Here is a 15,434-nt window from a genome sequence, read left to right as displayed (position 1 = left end):
TATTTGCTTAACTTTGCTTAAATAATCACCAGCTTACAGCCCAAAAAAAGGGCGATAAGATTATCGCCCTGCCATCACTATGGCTTAATTTTGATTAGCGCTAAAAACTAGTCAGCGGTCATCACCGGCTTTGTCGGCTCAGGATTATCTTCACTGTCATCACGCCATTTCGGGAATTCCATCTCTTGGTATTTGATAACCTTAGTGCCACGGCTCAATTTGTAGCCAAACCAAATCACCAGGAACAATGGAATACCAATATAGGTTGCAGTCACACCATACCAATCAATGCGGTCTTGCAAGAAAGCCTGATAGTTCTGCCCCAAAGTAATAACCAAACACAGTACGAAGGCGAAAATCGGCCCTATCGGGAAGAAACCAGACTGATACGGTAAGTCGTTCAAGTCACGGCCTTGCATCATATAGCCACGGCGGAAACGATAATGGCTGATAGCAATACCCAACCAAGCAATAAAGCCAGTCATACCTGAGGTATTAAGTAACCACAGATACACAGTTTGGTTGCCAAACATTGAACTTAGGAAGCACAATCCGGCCACTACCGTGGTGGCATACAGAGCATTACGTGGCACCCCGCCCTCAGACAGCTTGGCAAAGATACGTGGCGCTTTACCTTCTGAGGCCAGGGTAAACAACATACGGGTTGAGGCATACATCCCCGAGTTACCCGCTGACAACACTGCCGTCAGGATAACCGCATTCATCACCGCGGCCGCTGACAGCAAACCTGCATTCTGGAATACCAGCGTGAATGGGCTAACACTGATATCTTTGACATCATTACGTAACAGACTTGGATCGGTATACGGAATAATCAGGCTGATAATCAAAATAGCAAAGATATAGAACAGTAAAATACGCCAGAACACCTTGCGCACTGCGCGTGGAATATTTTTACCTGGATCTTTTGATTCACCGGCCGCAATACCAATCAGTTCAGTGCCTTGGAAAGAGAAACCAACAATCATTGCCACACCAATCATCGCCGAGAAGCCCCCTGCAAAGGGTGCATCACCAATGGTCCAGTTGTGCCAACCCGCGCTCTCACCGCCTTTCATAATGCCGCTAATCATCATTACACCAATAATGATGAAGATAATGACTGTGGTGACTTTAATCAGTGAGAACCAGTATTCCGCTTCACCAAAGCCTTTTACTGAGATGTAGTTCAGTAAAAACATCAGGGCGAGGAACAGCGCACTCCAAATCCAGCCTGGTGCGTCTGGGAACCAGTAATTCATCACCAATTGTGCCGCGACCAAGTCAACAGCGATAGTGACGGCCCAGTTGTACCAATAGTTCCAGCCAAGGGCGAAACCAAAGCCTTCCTCGACGTATTTGGAGCCATAAGTTGAAAATGAGCCTGATACCGGCATAAATGCCGCCAGCTCACCGAGACTGGTCATCAGGAAATAAACCATCAGGCCAATCAATGCATAGGAGAGCAATGCTCCACCCGGGCCTGCTTGCGATACCGTTGCCCCTGAGGCAACAAACAAACCGGTACCAATAGAACCACCGATAGCAATCATGGCTAAGTGCCGTGATTTAAGCTCCCGACGTAAACGCTGCGCACCCTGCTGCACTGGGATTTTAGTATTTTGCTGAGTCATTCTTACCCTAATCCACCCTTAAAAAATAAGGCGGGATTGTAACAAATCCCACCGACTCGGATAGTAACAATGCGCTGATATAAGATACCTTCATGATCCCGGTGCAATTATTAGCAAAAGCTCATTTGCCAGTAAAAGCCTCTCTCTATCGGGTATTCTTGCCGCAATAGCCAATATCATTGGTGTAAAACGCTTAAAAACCTTATCCCTACAGGAGTAACTCACTCTCGGCTAATTCTGCGGTTCAGACCTCTTCCTGACAGTAGCTGAGAAAGCGCTGCAAGGCGTTAGAGATATGTTTTTGCCGATGATGAATCAGATATAAGGTTCGTATCAGTGGTGGCAAAGGGATGTTGAGTACGATCAGTTCGCCGTTGGCCAGTTGATCGGCAATCACCCGGCGCGACAAACAACTGATTCCCATGCCATAACGCACCGCCCGCTTAATCGCCTCTGAATTCCCCAGCTCCATAACCAATTTGAAATGTGGTAATTTCGCCAACAGTAAGTGATCGAGCACTTCGCGGGTGCCAGAACCGCGCTCTCGTAGGATCCAAGCCGCATCGGCCAGTTCTTCCAGTGCCAGCATCTTGTGGCATAGCGGATTATCCGGGGCCGCAAACACCACCAACTCATCCTGTTGCCAGGCTTTAGTCATCAGTTCCGGCATATGGCACGGCCCTTCAATCAGCCCCAGATCACCGCGAAAATCTGCCACTGCTTCAATCACATCCTGACTGTTACCGATATTCAATTCCAGCGGTGTGTCGGGAAAGTCACGCCGGTATTTGGCAATCATGCCCGGTAACATATAGTTACCAATAGTGCTGCTGGCAGCAATCCGCAACGCGCCTAAGTCCTGCAAAAAAAGCTGTTCTATTTCAATTGCCTGATCCAGCAATGCCAATGCTTTGGGATAAAGCAACCGCCCATGCTCATTGGTGACTAAACGCTTACCGACCCTATCAAACAGTTGCACCCTCAATTGCCCTTCCAAATCCGCCAACGCAGCGCTGACTGCCGATTGTGAAAGCGCGAGCACAACCGAGGCTTGGGTCGTAGAGCCGCTTTTTAGCACCTCAGTAAAGACTTCAAGTTGACGTAAGGTTATGTGCATAACGGTCTCTGTAGTAAAAAATGGAGGACGCTATCATCACTCTGTTCGTCAGTGACTGGATGAAACGAGCTACCTAATTAGTTGTTAATACAATAACTGACGGACAAAAGTGTACCCAATAGATTTCAAAATACAGGCCGACGGCAAGCAACAGAACCCTCGATGAGCTTACACCAGTAAGTGATTCGAGTGAGCGAGCACAGCCAACACACCTGTAACATGAACGATGGCGGGTATATAGCCTCTATTACCGTATAAGACTAACACCTTTGAGTAAAATCGGGAGGTTATCAGCGGATGAAATTAAGCAGTAAGAATACTATTCATTATCATCTGAATAAAAGAATATGCGGTAAATAATAGCCACTATAGCGCTGATAACCGCGTTAAAAATCAACCAGATAAATAATAAATAGCTAAACGTTTGAGATAAAGGAATCCCACGTTCACTCTTAAAGGGATTAAAATGGGGTAGCGGGACAATATGAAAAGGATTCAAGTTATATAACTTGAAAAAATAAGCGATCAAATAAGGAGGGATCAACAAATAAATAAGTGAGGCAATCACCAATATCACCCACAGCGACTTTTCATGTTTTGCTTTCTTCATATCAAAACTGCTGCCTTGACGGTTATGGGGATACCCCCGCCCGTGTACATTTCCGTTATGTATATCATACCAAACTTCATGGTCATTCACGCTCCCTCACAGAGATAGGCAAAATCAGGTGTTGGGCGCTGCCATCACCGCCCTTACCACTTATATAGATTAATTATAAATATATAATGAATTTATCTATTAAGATTGAAGTCGTTAAACTGTGTGCAATCTTTACAGAACACAGGACACAAACATGGCGACTTCTCATACTAAAGAACTCCCTCGAACACATCAGTTCCCCCTAAGCCGCTATATTGCGGGCTTGGTGTTAACCGGCGTGATTACCGGGTTGGCGCTCAACGTGGGTGATATGCCGTGGTTTATCAATATGGGGTTGGGGGCACTGACGCTGGCCATTTTGTTTGGCATCGTGGTCGGCAATACCTTGTATCCGTGGGTACAACCCGTCTGCTCTGATGGCGTCGTCTTCGCCAAACAGCATTTATTGCGTCTGGGTATCATTTTATACGGCTTCCGGCTGACCTTTCAACAAGTGGCGGATGTGGGGGCTACCGGTATGGTTATTGACCTTTTGACCCTCAGTTCAACCTTTGTGCTGGCATGTTGGCTGGGTAAACGGGTATTTGCTCTGGACCAGCAAACCGTAATGTTAATTGGTGCCGGTAGCAGTATTTGTGGCGCCGCAGCTATTATGGCCACCGAGCCGGTGCTAAAAGCTGATGCCAGCAAAGTGGCGGTTGCTGTCGCCACTGTGGTGATTTTCGGCACGCTCGCCATTTTTGTCTACCCATGGTTGTATCAGCTAAACCTGCATTACCAATGGTTGCCGTTTAGTCAGGAAACCTTTGGTATTTTTGCCGGTTCAACGATTCATGAGGTCGCACAGGTGGTTGCCGCCGGGCATGCCATCGGTGATCAAGCTGAAAACGCCGCCGTGATTACTAAAATGATCCGGGTAATGATGCTGGCTCCATTCCTATTGTTACTCTCAGCCTATTTGGCGCGTTGCAACATCAAAGCCGGCAGTGAAAAACGGGAAAAAAGTGCCATCACTATTCCTTGGTTTGCAGTGATATTTATTCTGATGGCCGGGTTTAACTCACTGAATCTATTACCTGCGGCATGGGTGAATCACCTGATTACACTGGACACCATTTTGCTGGCGATGGCGATGGCCGCACTCGGACTGACCACTCATGTGGGCTCTATCCGTCAGGCTGGGGTAAAACCGTTATTATTGGCACTGCTGCTGTTTGTCTGGCTGATAGTCGGTGGGACCGGCATCAATTTGCTGGTGCAACATATCGCGGCATAAAACATGTCACTTCAGGGCCGCTCGCGGCCCTTTTCTTTTCCTTGCAGCTTCGCCCATTCAATCATGGCGTTATCAGTGCCATAATGGCCCGGTTATCAAAGGAGAATGGAATGAAATTTGTCGGTGCACATGTCAGCGCAGCAGGTGGTGTAGACCAGGCTGTTATTCGGGCGCACGAACTTGAGGCCACCGCCTTTGCCCTGTTTACCAAGAATCAACGTCAGTGGCGTGCCGCACCGCTGGCAGAAGATGTGATAGAGAAGTTCAAGCAAGCTTGTGAGCTATACGGTTATAGCTCCGCTCAAATTCTGCCACATGACAGCTATCTAATTAATCTGGGCCATCCCGTCACTGAAGCGCTAGAAAAATCCCGCGAAGCCTTTATCGACGAGATAGCCCGCTGTCAACAACTGGGGCTGTCATTACTGAATTTCCACCCAGGCAGCCATTTACTGCAAATTGATGAAGATAAGTGTCTGGCACGTATTGCCGAATCTATCAATATGGCGCTCGATGTCAGTGAAGGGGTGACAGCAGTGATTGAAAACACCGCCGGTCAGGGCAGTAATCTGGGGTTTAAGTTTGAGCATCTGGCCGCCATCATTGATGGGGTGGAAGATAAGAGCCGCGTCGGTGTCTGCATTGATACTTGCCATGCTTTTGCTGCCGGTTATGATCTGCGCACGGAAGAAGATTGCGAACATACCTTCAAGCAACTTAGCGATATCGTCGGGTTTCAGTATCTGCGCGGTATGCATCTTAATGATGCGAAAAGTGAATTTAACAGCCGGGTCGATCGACACCACAGTCTCGGTGAGGGCAATATTGGTAAAACCGTGTTCAGCTATATTATGCGTGATCCCCGTTTTGATAATATCCCGCTGATTTTAGAAACGGTCAATCCTGATATTTGGGCTGAAGAGATAGCCTGGCTGAAGTCACAAGCTGAACTCACAAGCTAACGTTTAGCTGAATGGTATTTAGCCGAATCACAGTGAGTAAACATAAAAAAAACCGGCACATAAGGCCGGTTTTTTATGGGTGAAGCTTATGATGCCAGGCTTATGCCGCTTTTGCGACCACGACATCAGCGCGTTTCAACATCGCATACAGACCACCGGCCAATACGGTACCGGCAATGATTGCCACCAGATACAGCAGCACCGGATGAATTGCCCCAGGGATCAGTAACACGAACAAACCACCGTGTGGGGCCATCAGTTGCGCACCGAATGCCATAGACAATGCACCTGTCAGCGCACCACCGGCGATACAGCACGGCAAGACACGCATCGGGTCACGGGCAGCAAACGGAATTGCCCCTTCAGAGATAAAGCACAGCCCCAGAACCAATGCAGCCTTGCCCCCTTCCTGCTCACCTTTGTCAAACTTGTGACGTGCCAACAGTGTTGCCAGTCCCATCGCCAGCGGAGGAACCATCCCTGCGGCCATGATAGCGGCCATCGGCGCGTAAACAGAAGAACTCAGGAGTGCCACACCAAACGCGTAGGCGGCTTTGTTCACCGGCCCCCCCATATCGGTACACATCATGGCGCCGAGGATAGCCCCCAACAACACGGCATTGGCGGTACCCATGGATTGCAGCCAGTTAGTCAGACCTGCCATGATTTTTGCCACCGGCGTACCGACCACATAAATCATAATCAAACCCACTATCAGACTCGCTACCAGTGGAATAATCAATATCGGTTTAAGTGCTTCCATACTTTGCGGCAAACGCAGCTTAGTGCTGATTGCTTTCGCCACATAACCGGCCAGGAAACCTGCGATAATACCGCCGAGGAAACCAGCCCCGGTACTCACTGCCAACATCCCGCCAATCAAGCCTGGGGTCAGACCCGGACGATCAGCAATTGAGAATGCAATGAAACCGGCCAGAACAGGTACCATCAGCGCAAAAGCAGAACCGCCACCAATTTGCATCAAGGCGGCAGCCAATGTGCCTTTCACTTCAAAGGCTTTAATACCGAACACAAATGACAGGGCAATACACAAGCCGCCAGCAACCACCATTGGCAACATGTAAGACACACCGGTCAGTAGGTGACGATAAGGACCACCGGTTTCTGTTTTTTTGGTACCGGTGCTGCTGCCGGTTTTAGGCTGATAGACTTCAGCTTCAACCAGTGCTTTATCCAGTTCTTGTACGGTTTTCTTCAGCGCCAAACCTGTCGTGGTACGGTACATCGGTTTGCCAGCAAACTTATCCAAATCCACTTCAATATCCGCAGCAACAATCACCAGATCAGCCGCAGCCACTTCTTCTGGTGTAATTGCATTACCGGCACCAACGGAGCCTCGGGTTTCTACCTTCACCCACCAGCCACGTTTTTTCGCTTCACTTTCAATGGCTTCAGCAGCCATAAAGGTGTGTGCTACGCCTGTCGGGCAGGCGGTAATAGCCACAATACGTTTCGGGCCAACCACCGTGGTGGTCGCGGGTGCGACAGCAACCGCAGCCTGGTAAGGTTTAGCCTGCGCAATGGCTTGCGCCAGGAAACCATCAGGATCGCGCACCGCTTTTTCCACATCACCGATATAGAGTTTTTTACCGTTCAGCGCACTGTCAGCCGGGGCTGATTGCCCGGCGACAATCACCAGCTCTGCATCAGTGGCATTCTCAACCCAGCTCAGTCCTGCTTTTGCCGCCGCAGCACCCAACATCAGTGTCGCAAGGTGGCCTCTGGCCTGCCCGAGCGAACTGTCTATTATTAGTAGCGTTTTCATTTCGCCTCCAGGGATTAATTAAAGGGTTTCAGGTCGACTCTTGCCATCATGGCTGCCAACTGCGGGCGATCCGTAATACCAACATTGCTCTGACTCACCGCCAAAGCTGCAACTGCTGTTGCCAGACGCAGCGTGTGCTCGCTGGACTCGCGCATTAACAAACCATAAATCAGGCCACCGACCATGGAGTCACCAGCACCGACGGTACTGACCACTTCACAGGCGGGTGGTTTTGCCAACCAGGCACCCGACGCATTGACCCATAATGCCCCTTCAGCCCCGAGAGAAATCACCACATGAGCAATCCCTTGATCACGCAGAGCGTGTGCAGCTTCTACCACATCACCCAATTCAGGTAATGGACGACCCGCCCAGATCTCCAGTTCACGACGATTGGGTTTCACCAACCAAGGTGAGGCTTTCAGGCCTGCGACCAATGCTTCACGACTGCTGTCGAAAATAATGCACGGGCATTGGCTACGCAGGCGTTTCATCCAATCGGTAAAGTCATCAGGGTTTACGCCCTCGGGCAAGCTACCACTGACCGCGACCATATCGAATTGCCCCAACCAGCTCAGCGAGTCAGTGACAAAACGATCCCAATCCGGTTTATTGACTTCAAAACCGGAGAAGTTGAAATCGGTCACTTCGCCATCTTTTTCTGTCAGTTTGACGTTAATGCGAGTACGGCCCGGTACCACCTGAAAGCGGTTAGCAATACCCAGCTCGCTGAATAACAGTTGAAAACCGTCTTGGTTATCTTTACCCAGGAAGCCACCGACCGTGACATCAATCCCTAGGTCTTTCAGCACCTTGGCAACATTAATCCCTTTACCAGCGGCATGCAGGCCGGCAGTTTTCACCAAATTAACTTCACCGCGTTCAATTTCAGGGCAAAAACCCACCAGATCATAAGCTGGGTTCAGCGTGATGGTTGCAACTCTTCTGCTCATGCTGCCCCCTCGCCCAAACCGGCGGCGATAGCTTCACCAATAGCATCCAATGCTGCTTGTGCATCTTCACCACTGGCGGTAAAGCGCAGGCGATTGCCTTTTTTAACCCCTAAAGCCACAACTTTCATCAGACTACGTCCATTAGCGGGTTTACCGGTGCCGTCCAGATTGGTCACGGTGATTTCACTGGTAAACTGTTTGATTGTATTGACTAAAATCGTCCCTGGGCGCGCATGTAACCCGTGTTCATTACGGATAGCAAACTCAGCGCTTAATACTTCATTCTGCTCGACATACTCACTGGTGAGCAACGCTAGCAAGGCGGCAGCATCAGCGTTCAGCAAAGCGTCAGCTTTTTTCGCCAACAGTAAATCACTTAAATAGTTCAATACCGACAGCGGTTGGTCATCGGCCACGGAGAGCGTCAGCAACAGCGCCACTTTTTCGCCATGGTGCTCAAATGCAGCTACCGGGCGGCTTACTGTGGCAGCACTGACCAAATTACCTTCAGTACTGTCGCTCAGCCAGATACCCTGTCCCAAATTGAGTGGCTCACGGGTAATGACATCGCTGACAAAATGAGCATCTACTGCGCCAATTTGTTGCAAGCGACCGGCATTCAGTGCTTGCAGCGTGATCAGATTGTCAGCCGCCACATCGATTGCGATCAGTGACGTGTCAAAATGGAATTCAGCGGTTTTTTGCTCACCCATCAGCAAACTGCGTAACTCTTCAGCCGAGGTAGTTTTCGCCAGACGTGCAGCAACGGCATCATCACTTAATACATGGGTCAGTTGGCGTAACAATGCCAGATGTTCATCTGAACGCGCGGCGATACCGATTACAATATAGGCGGTTTGATCTTCGCCCCATGCAATACCCTGCGGGAATTGGAAAACTTGCACACCGGTGTTTAGCACCAGGTCGCGAGTATCAGTGGTACCATGTGGAATGGCAATGCCATTACCCAGGTAAGTAGAGGTTTGCTGCTCGCGGGCCAGCATGCCATCGACATAAGCGGCGGCAACACAGCCAGCCTGAGTAAGTGCTGCAGCAACCTGAGTAATAGCATCGTTTTTGCTGTCTGCCTGTGCAGCCAGATGGATATCTTGCGTAGATAACTGGAACATAAATCTCCTCTCTTGCTGAAATTGAATCGTTTCAGCTTTAATGAGAAAAAGGAGCGTTACCCTTTATCATTTGGTGACGAGATAACGCTGAAACGTTTCAAGTAGTGTGTTTCCGACTGAGAATATATGCAAGTTTTCTGCTTCTATTCTTGATGGATTTTTGACAGCCCGCACATTTTCGTGGTGAATATAACTCCGTCAGCAGTAAAAAAACCATAATAGCTGATGGTTGCTGACCTTCATTTAACAGGAGTCCGTACAATGTCCGTTGCAGTCGGTGTGGGTGTCATTATCGTTAATCAACAAGGTGAGGTGTTACTGGGTAAACGTTGCGGTCAGCACGCCCCTTATTGGTCGATTCCCGGTGGTCACATGGAGGCTGGAGAGTCTTTTGAACAAGCCGCAAAACGTGAAATAGCCGAAGAAACAGGCTTAAATATCAAAGATATAAGTGTTATCGCGTTATGCAATAACATCGCCACCTGGCGCGCAGAAGGTAAACATACCGTTTCCGTTTGCTTGTTGGCGCAACACGCCGGTGGGCAGCCAGAGCTGAAAGAACCAGACAAGTGTCAGCAATGGCTATGGTGCAATCCGCGGGAATTACCCGAACCTCATTTTGAAGCCAGTCGTCATGCCATCGATTTATGGTTAAATAAGCAGTTCTATTATCCCTTCGACTAAAAAATAGCGCTATACCCGTCATACTTCAAGCTGCATGTGCGTTGGCTGCCATCACTCACCCGAGTCATTGAGTTATCTCAACTCCTTGGGTTCATTTCGTTGCCGCCTTCCTGTAACTTGAATTATTTAGGTTATATAACAAGGTATATAACCCTTTAATTCAGAGAGTTATTTGTGGTATAGCGCTAAAACTGACTGATACCTCGCATTTATATTCAGCAAATCTGAACTAATATTGCTAAATACCCCTAACGAGTTAGTCATCAGCACCAAATCCCCCTACAATAGACCTACTTATTTTATGGAAAATACTTATCGCTAGTAGATAAGGGTCTGTTGGCAGATTATCTGGCCTTTTGAGTATCGAGGCATTAGATAACTTCGTTTTACCAATAACTATTAGATATATTAAGTGGGGCAATTTATGAGCAAGAAACAAACTGGCTTCGTGAAGCGACGCCGGTGGGGATGGTTATGGCTCCTGCTGATCGGCATCATTATTGGTGCTGCACTATTAGCAGGTACCGCCACCGTCTTTCATAAAACCAGTGATACCGCGTTCTGCGTGTCCTGTCACACCATGCAACAGCCATTGGCTGAATATCAAGGCAGTGTCCACTTCCAAAACACCAAAGGCATCCGTGCTGAATGTGCTGACTGCCATGTGCCACACGAACCGCTTGATTATCTGTGGACCAAAATCCGCGCGGTCAAAGATATCTACGGTGAAATGGTTGGCACTATTAATACACCTGAGAAATATGAAGCCCATAAACTCGCCATGGCGCAGTCGGTATGGAAAACGCTAAAAGAGAATGACTCGGCCACTTGCCGCTCATGTCACAGCTTTGATGCGATGGATATCACCGGGCAAAGTGCTGAAGCGCGGATTCAGCATCCGGTGGCAATTAAGCAAGGTGAAACCTGTATCGATTGCCATAAAGGTGTGGCCCATATCCTGCCGGATATGAGTGAGGTGACCCAGGCTGGCGCGGCAGAGTTGGCAACGGCGGCGGCACAAACACCCGCAACGGCGACCACTTTATATACCATCGCCACCGAGCCTTTCTTTATGAATGCTGGTGACAGCCATAACGCCGGTAACCTGATGCCCTCAACACAAGTTGAAGTGGTAAAACAGCAAGGTGATCAGGTGTTGGTTGATGTTAAAGGCTGGCAGCAAGATGGGGTGGCCGAAGTGTTCTATGCCGCACAAGGGAAACGTATTCTGAGTGTATTACTGGGCGAGGACGCACAAAAAGCGCTGAAAACATTGAATACGCAAACCGATGCAGAAACCAATCTGGTTTGGCATCAAGTTGCACTACAGGTGTGGTTACCTAAGAAACAACTCGTTGATGATCAACAGAAAATTTGGCGCTATGCCGCAGATATGATGTCGGCCAACTGTACCGGCTGCCACGGTTTAACCGCACTGGATCGCTTCAACGCTAACCAATGGATTGGGGTAATCAAAGGCATGGCACCACGCACCTCCCTGACTCAGGAACAGTTGCGTGTGATGACACAGTATGTACAAAAACATGCCAGTGATATGCCGGCCAAGCTGTAAATAAGAGGCGAAAATGACTAAATACGAACAACAACCGTTAGAAATGAGCCGCCGTCGCTTCTTACTCGGAACCAGCGCACTGGCTGTATTGCCTATCGTTGGTGGCCTGTGGCCCAAATCTGCATTAGCCCAAGCCATCAGTCAGGCATTACCTCAGTTTCTGGCACTGCGTCAGGCGCAAAAAGGTATTCTGACCGGCGCTCATTGGGGCGCATTTGAAGCTATCGTTGAGAACGGCCGGATGATCGGTGTGCAACCTGTCAAAGATGATCCATGGCCGAATGACCTGATCACTATGGCACCCTATCAGGTGCATGCCGATAACCGCATCAAATACCCGATGGTGCGTAAAAGTTGGTTGGAAGGCGGCCCCGGCAGCCATACCGAACTGCGTGGCCGGGATGAGTGGGTACGCGTCAGTTGGGATAAAGCCACTGAACTGGTATGCGGCGAAATTGTGCGGGTGCAGAAAGACCACGGTCCGCAAGCGCTGTACGCCGGATCTTATGGCTGGAAAAGTGTGGGGATGCTACATAACAGCCGCACGCTACTACAACGCTTAATGAACCTGAGTGGGGGTTTTTTGGGCTATGCCGGTGACTATTCAACCGGTGCGGCACAGGTGATTATGACCCACGTCATGGGGTCAATGGAGGTCTACGAACAGCAGACGGCCTGGCCAAACGTGGTAGATAACAGTGAACTGGTGATCCTCTGGGGCTGTAACCCAATGATCACCTTGAAAAACAGTTGGAATATCCCCGATCATGTGGGTCAAACTGGTTTTGAAGCGCTGAAAAAGAAAGGTACCAAAGTTATCAGTATTGATCCGGTGCATAACGACAGTGCTAAATTCACCAATGCACAATGGATTGCGCCACGGCCATATACCGACAGCGCCATGTTGATCGGTATCGCCCATACGCTATTGACAGAAAAACTGCATAATCCTGACTTTATAAAAACCTACACTATTGGTTTTGATAAATTCCAGGCCTATCTGCTCGGTGAAACTGACGGTCAGCCGAAAAACGCAGAATGGGCGGCGGATATCAGTGGTGTGGATGCCGATATGTTGCGCCAACTGGCGCGAGATATGGCTAAACAGCGCACCATGATTATGGGGGGTTGGGGGATTCAACGTCAGCATCACGGTGAGCAGCAACACTGGTTACTGGTCACGGTCGCGGCAATGCTGGGCCAAATTGGCCTGCCGGGTGGCGGCTTTGGCTTCAGCTATCACTACTCCTCTGGCGGTAGCCCAACGGCCAAGGGCGGCATTTTACCGGGGATTTCTGCCGGGAGTGCACCGAAGAACTCACCATCGCCGATTCCAGTGGCGCGGATTGCCGAATGTTTGGCCAATCCAGGGAAAGTCATTGATTTCAATGGCACCAAAGTCACCTATCCAGATGTCAAAATGGTCTATGTGGCCGGTGGCAATACTTTCCATCAGCATCAGGATACCAACAATCTGGTGAAAGCCTGGCAGCACCCTGAAACCATTGTGGTTAACGAACCCTATTGGACCGCCACCGCCAAGCACGCCGATATTGTATTACCGGCGACCACCAGCTATGAGCGTAATGATCTGGAAATGGGCGGCGACTACTCACAACTTTATGTCTTCCCGATGCACCAGTGCGTACCGCCACAGCATGAAGCGCGTAATGATTTTGATATCTTCGCGGCGATGGCCACCAAGCTGGGGGTGATTGATGCCTTTACCGAGGGCAAAGATGAGACTCAGTGGCTGAAAGCGATGTACGACGATATGAAGTCACAGGCCCGTACCGCACGGGTCGCCCTGCCGCCATTCGATATGTTCTGGCAATCGAACAACTACATTCGCTTCCCTATCCCCGAAGCGAACCAGCAGTGGGTGCGCTTTGCTGATTATCGTGACAATCCATTGCTCAACCCGCTGGGTACCCCATCTGGCAAGATTGAGATCTACTCCGATACTATCGCTAAAATGGAATACGCCGATTGTCAGGGGATCCCGACCTGGATGCCACCTCATGAATGGTATCGCGGGGTGGAAGCGAAGAAATATCCACTGTCGCTAAACACCGCACACCCAATCAACCGGCTGCATTCACAGTTAGATAACACACCACTACGTGAAAAATACGCCGTGGCCGATCGGGAAGCGATACTGATAAGCCCACAGGATGCCAAGGGGCGTAACATTGTTAATGGCGATTTAGTCCGTGCGTTCAATGACCGTGGGCAGATATTGGTAGGTGCTGTGGTATCTGAAGATGTACGTCCAGGGGTGGTGCGCATCAGCGAAGGGGCATGGTTTGACCCGGCGGATCCAGCGGTACCGGGTTCCCTTTGTAAGAACGGCAATATCAACTGCCTGACTTTCGATATTGGTTCTTCCAGTCTGGCGCAGGGTAACTGTGGGCAAATGGCGCAGCTTGAGATTGAGAAGTATACCGGACCGGTGCTGAAAAACACCGCGCATGCGGTTCCTGCTGGGGCTTAGCCACCAGAAGAACCAAGGGTTAAGCGTACCAACGGGCACTCCGGCGTTTCGCGTCGTTTACGGCCCGAACAGCACGCTTCCCCTTAGATTACTGACAAAGTCCCGGCCTCTTGGCTGGGACTTTACTTTAATAGGGGTAGGCTAAAAGGTGGTCAAGAGACGGTTTTTATTCCCCAACAAGGAGCACTTCAATCCCACCTTTTCGTAATCCATTCAAACTTTCCTCTGGAATACCTTTATCGGTGATAACCATATGTATGCGCTGGGTATCAATTATTTTATGCAGGCTGGAGCGGTTAAATTTACTGGAATCAGTGACCACAATGATGCGTTCCGCGACTTCACACATTCGGCGATTTAGGCGAGCTTCGTCTTCATTATGCGTGCTCACACCGCGCTCAAGACTGATGGCGTCTACCCCCAGAAAAAGTATATCGAAATGATAATTTTGCAAGGACTGGTCAGCCTGATCCCCATAGAAGGAAAGGGACTGGCGGCGTAAGTGCCCTCCTGTCATCAGCAATTCCACGCCCTCAGCCTCAAGCAGCGCGTTCGCCACATTCATACCGTTTGTCATAGCAATGACCTCCTTATGATTACGCATATGACGCGCTATTTCATTAGTGGTCGTGCCCGAGTCTAGAATCACGCGGTGCCCAGGTTTAATCAGATTTGCAGCAACGCGAGCAATATCGCGTTTTAAAGAAATATTAAGGGAGCTTTTATCTTCTACCGTGGGTTCAACGCCAGGTGTGCCAGCATCACACACCAGCGCACCGCCGTATGCACGTACAGCAATCCCCTGCTTTTCCAGAAAGGCCAAATCGTTGCGGATAGTCACCGTAGAAACACCAAAGAATGACGATAAATCATTAACCTGAACACTTCCTTGCTGACGAAGCCGCTGAATGATCTGCTCACGCCTTTCACTGGTACCCGTTATACGCTTGTCCATTACTGAATCGGTATTGCTCATATCAGATCCTTCCCAAAAGCCTTTCGTTTCATTTCACTTTATCTATTAACACCTTTCTTTTGCCGGAAAGCAAGTCTTTACATCAGGCCAAACCGTGCTACCACCCGATAAAAAAGCCTTTCATTATGTTTCTTTTGCGAAACAGATCCCATTTCCATTATCTTTCGTTTTGTTTTTATCAACCCATA

General features: G+C 49.3%; 12 protein-coding genes. 5 read left to right on the top strand and 7 right to left on the bottom strand.

Annotation, left to right across the window (positions count from 1 at the left end; translation table 11 throughout):
* Positions 1-107: 107 nt before the first annotated feature.
* The 3 genes from V2A84_RS04565 to V2A84_RS04555 form a co-directional block, all read right to left on the bottom strand.
* A complete protein-coding gene (locus V2A84_RS04565) occupies positions 108-1,634 on the bottom strand; it encodes an amino acid permease (protein ID WP_083158382.1) in 1,527 nt (508 codons plus the stop codon).
* 244 nt (positions 1,635-1,878) lie between these two features.
* A complete protein-coding gene (gene yieE, locus V2A84_RS04560) occupies positions 1,879-2,751 on the bottom strand; it encodes a DNA-binding transcriptional regulator YeiE (RefSeq protein ID WP_083158381.1) in 873 nt (290 codons plus the stop codon).
* A 319-nt stretch (positions 2,752-3,070) separates the two neighbouring features.
* Positions 3,071-3,451: a hypothetical protein gene (locus V2A84_RS04555; protein WP_227746528.1), complete on the bottom strand. Its 381-nt coding sequence runs from the start codon at positions 3,449-3,451 to the stop codon at positions 3,071-3,073.
* Positions 3,452-3,605: 154 nt separating this feature from the next.
* On the opposite strand from V2A84_RS04555, the gene V2A84_RS04550 reads away from it, so the two are divergent.
* Both V2A84_RS04550 and nfo read left to right on the top strand, forming a co-directional pair.
* Complete coding sequence (locus tag V2A84_RS04550) at positions 3,606-4,688, top strand: YeiH family protein (RefSeq protein WP_102970388.1); 1,083 nt, start codon at positions 3,606-3,608, stop codon at positions 4,686-4,688.
* A gap of 110 nt (positions 4,689-4,798) precedes the next feature.
* Positions 4,799-5,650, top strand: a complete 852-nt coding sequence (nfo, locus tag V2A84_RS04545) for a deoxyribonuclease IV (protein ID WP_083158379.1) — start codon at positions 4,799-4,801, stop codon at positions 5,648-5,650.
* Positions 5,651-5,750: 100 nt separating this feature from the next.
* Here the strand turns inward: nfo and fruA are convergent, their stop codons facing one another.
* The 3 genes from fruA to fruB are packed head-to-tail and all read right to left on the bottom strand — an operon-like array spanning position 5,751 to position 9,519.
* Positions 5,751-7,436 carry a PTS fructose transporter subunit IIBC gene (gene fruA, locus V2A84_RS04540; protein WP_083158378.1) on the bottom strand — a complete coding sequence of 562 codons (1,686 nt, stop codon included), beginning with the start codon at positions 7,434-7,436 and terminating at the stop codon, positions 5,751-5,753.
* A 14-nt stretch (positions 7,437-7,450) separates the two neighbouring features.
* On the bottom strand, positions 7,451-8,389 hold the full coding sequence (gene fruK / locus V2A84_RS04535; protein WP_083158377.1) for a 1-phosphofructokinase: 939 nt from the start codon (positions 8,387-8,389) through the stop codon (positions 7,451-7,453).
* The gene (gene fruB, locus V2A84_RS04530; RefSeq protein ID WP_083158376.1) at positions 8,386-9,519 is read right to left on the bottom strand and encodes a fused PTS fructose transporter subunit IIA/HPr protein; all 1,134 of its coding nucleotides are present in this window, start codon (positions 9,517-9,519) and stop codon (positions 8,386-8,388) included. The genes fruK and fruB overlap by 4 nt, the downstream gene beginning before the upstream one ends.
* Before the next feature lie 261 nt (positions 9,520-9,780).
* On the opposite strand from fruB, the gene V2A84_RS04525 reads away from it, so the two are divergent.
* The 3 genes from V2A84_RS04525 (at position 9,781) to torA (ending at position 14,270) form a co-directional block, all read left to right on the top strand.
* Positions 9,781-10,203, top strand: a complete 423-nt coding sequence (locus V2A84_RS04525) for a nucleotide triphosphate diphosphatase NUDT15 (protein ID WP_083158375.1) — start codon at positions 9,781-9,783, stop codon at positions 10,201-10,203.
* Positions 10,204-10,627: 424 nt separating this feature from the next.
* Positions 10,628-11,776 (top strand): NapC/NirT family cytochrome c, encoded by a 1,149-nt coding sequence (locus tag V2A84_RS04520; RefSeq protein ID WP_083158374.1) that lies wholly within the window; start codon positions 10,628-10,630, stop codon positions 11,774-11,776.
* 13 nt (positions 11,777-11,789) lie between these two features.
* Positions 11,790-14,270, top strand: a complete 2,481-nt coding sequence (gene torA / locus V2A84_RS04515; RefSeq protein ID WP_442848630.1) for a trimethylamine-N-oxide reductase TorA — start codon at positions 11,790-11,792, stop codon at positions 14,268-14,270.
* A 166-nt stretch (positions 14,271-14,436) separates the two neighbouring features.
* Here torA and V2A84_RS04510 read toward each other — a convergent pair whose 3' ends face one another.
* Positions 14,437-15,246: a DeoR family transcriptional regulator gene (locus V2A84_RS04510; RefSeq protein ID WP_083158372.1), complete on the bottom strand. Its 810-nt coding sequence runs from the start codon at positions 15,244-15,246 to the stop codon at positions 14,437-14,439.
* Positions 15,247-15,434 lie beyond the last annotated feature (188 nt).

Origin of the sequence: Yersinia sp. 2553 StPb PI (assembly GCF_052217105.1) — a bacterium.
GTDB lineage: Bacteria > Pseudomonadota > Gammaproteobacteria > Enterobacterales > Enterobacteriaceae > Yersinia > Yersinia enterocolitica_E.
Note: the sequence above shows the minus strand (reverse complement) of the source record. Positions and strands in the feature narration are given on the sequence as shown.